This window comes from Serratia odorifera (genome assembly GCF_041448735.1).
Taxonomy (GTDB): Bacteria; Pseudomonadota; Gammaproteobacteria; order Enterobacterales; family Enterobacteriaceae; genus Serratia_F; species Serratia_F odorifera.
This window is the reverse complement of the sequence record NZ_JBGMUT010000028.1, coordinates 1-2634: the sequence shown is the minus strand read 5'-3', so window position 1 is coordinate 2634 and position 2634 is coordinate 1. Positions and strand designations below refer to the sequence as shown.

2 protein-coding genes are annotated in these 2634 nt (G+C 32.8%); one reads left to right on the top strand and one right to left on the bottom strand.

The annotated features are described in order from the left end of the window. Positions 1-1031: 1031 nt before the first annotated feature. Positions 1032-1298, top strand: a complete 267-nt coding sequence (locus ACCC84_RS23360; protein ID WP_371902407.1) for a transposase — start codon at positions 1032-1034, stop codon at positions 1296-1298. Positions 1299-1657: 359 nt separating this feature from the next. Here ACCC84_RS23360 and ACCC84_RS23355 read toward each other — a convergent pair whose 3' ends face one another. After that, the gene (locus ACCC84_RS23355; RefSeq protein ID WP_371902406.1) at positions 1658-2206 is read right to left on the bottom strand and encodes a hypothetical protein; all 549 of its coding nucleotides are present in this window, start codon (positions 2204-2206) and stop codon (positions 1658-1660) included. Positions 2207-2634: the final 428 nt, after the last annotated feature.

The following is a 2634-nucleotide window of genomic DNA, read 5'->3' as shown; positions in this document are numbered from 1 at the left end:
GGTTTTGTCATGTGAGTCACCTCTTGCTTGAGAGTTTACTCACTTAGTCGCGTGTCCACTATTGCTGGGTAAGATCACACTATATTCTCTATTGATGTTTATTAATTGTTTATACATGAAGATATATAATAATCTTGATAGCGTTAATCCATCTTTTTACTTCGGTGCTAATCTATCTTAATGGGGTAAGAATGAAAAAATTTCTAGCTATTTTATATCACGCTTATTGTGAGTGCTATGACCGCCAACCCTGAGCTGGTTTGAAAAACTCAAATTTAACGACATGAGACAACAAAAGTGTATTTAAAGTGCGTTGCCTAAGTCAGTAATATGGAGTCGTCTTGTGCACGCAGCAAAGAAATTAATTTGAAGTTCCACCCCCTCCCTAGATCCGCTATAATCTTACACATATCACCCTAAGATGCCAGATAAATCTCATAGTGAATTTTATATTTTATCGATGATATTGGATATCTATTCCTTTAGTTATCTGATTCAACCACAAATATAAAATAAAAACACACCGTAAGACTTGTTGCATACATAGTTTAAAAAACAATAGCAGAAAATTGCTTTTTGTTATTTATTTACCATCCTAACATCAAGTTATTTTTGCTAAAGCAGAGTACTGATTAAATATTTTACAGACTATACCTCCACTATTGAAAAACTGTAACTAAAATTATATTTTAGTTTATAAAACCACTATACAAATAATTTCATGATCTTTGTTTGTTTTTTTTGAAATTAAAAAATTAAAAACCGTAAATTTAAGTTGACTTATGATGACTTATCTAATATCTATTTATTTTTTTATAAAAAACAAAGAGATAAGTAAACTCTAATTTATTAATTTATAATATTATAATAAAATCAACCCTCTGGGTTTTATTTATAATTCACTAGTGCGTCATGTTGACATATATTTCATGTCTCAATTCCATTAAATTAACATGATCCAATATGGTTATTTTTAAATATTTCATGCGGTTTGTTATTGTAAAAAATTTTAAATTAAAATTGGTGTTAATATGAATAAAAGTAAGTTTGGTGAAAAACAAATACATTTTATATTAAGTCAGGCCGACAAGGGGGCAAAAGTAAGTGATATATGCAAAATTGTTGGTATTTCTCAAGCTACATTCTACAATTGGAGAAACAGATACGGATTATTAAACCCTGAAGCACGAGAAGAAATCAATAGGTTAAAGGAAGAAAACAAGAAATTAAAGTGTGTTATTAAAACTCTGGAGCATGACAAGAGAATATTGCAAAATAAGATGATTAAAAAAAGATGAAGTGGCTATTAATCTATTTTTAAATACTATTAAGACATGAGAATTTTTTCCCGTAATAGTTAATCACCCACGTTGATTATTCAACATAACCACGAAAGAAATTTCTAACCTTACATTTTTAGGAGGGAGGTAAGGGTCAGAAGGAATTATTGTCTCATCAACAAATAAAAAGTTGTTTTGTATTAATGCATAGTCAGGCAGTATTCTTTACTTTATGATACTGTCTGACTATAAATTTTACTAACTGGCATTACCAATGGTAAACATAAAAATATAGTATCGACTGTCAAACTGGTGTAAATCAACAACCAAATATCACTCAGATAAAGTATGGATCCATACTCTCTGTAAATTATAATTTATTTCGGTGTAACTTTACTGCTTTCTATTTCAGCTTTTATTAGTTGGTGTGATAGGTTAAGTAAATATCTAAAATCGTCACGCCAATAATTAATATCACCTGAGTTATAAACATCGTTTAACCAAGCAAGGCAAAGAGCATTTGCACCATCACGGAATAACTCCAACCCCTGAGAACGGTTAAGTATAGATGCCACATCAGATGAATCTATCTTTTCCATTTTTACATTATCATCGAATTTCTCCTCAGGGCCAGACTGGGATGCGGCTACTTCAGCATTAAAATTACTTGAAATCCTATCAGCCGCATCAGCTGGCGGCTCAGGGCAAATCCTCACATCCGAATTAATTCCGTTCAGGGCATGCGGAACAATTATTACAGAGCGCATTTCATCGGTCATCGACATAATGCTTACTTTTTTATCTGATATTCTGGTGTAATTAATAGGATAATCCCTAGGAGAGCTCCATGGTGGATAAAATGACTGGCAGGATGTTAATGATAAAATCACTATAGTGATTAACTGCAAGCGTAATGAAATATTCATAATGACCCAATATCAATAATTTAATCACATTATATACTTATTCTAACTTGTTGTTATTTTTTTAATTATAGAAAAAAATATTTAAGTCTCTGTATTACAATGTTTTTTTAATTGCTAATGTTTTTCTATATAAAAACACCTTTACTTTATTCTTTATAATTCATTAAAAAAGTTAATATTGCTTTTAAATTTGTTCACAATGAATTTTTCATCTTGAACCATCCCCTCTTCGGTAGAAAATCCGAGGAACGACACTCGAACGTAGCGCCCCTGCGGGGCGAGCACGGCAGCGCTGCTGCCTCAACCGTCTTTAAGATACAGCCTCACCTCAACGCCGACGCCGTCTGACAGACCTATAGCTCGCACGGGGGCGCATGCCCCCTGCCGCAACACCCGCATAAAATGAGCACGCCTGCGACGTGAGCCGG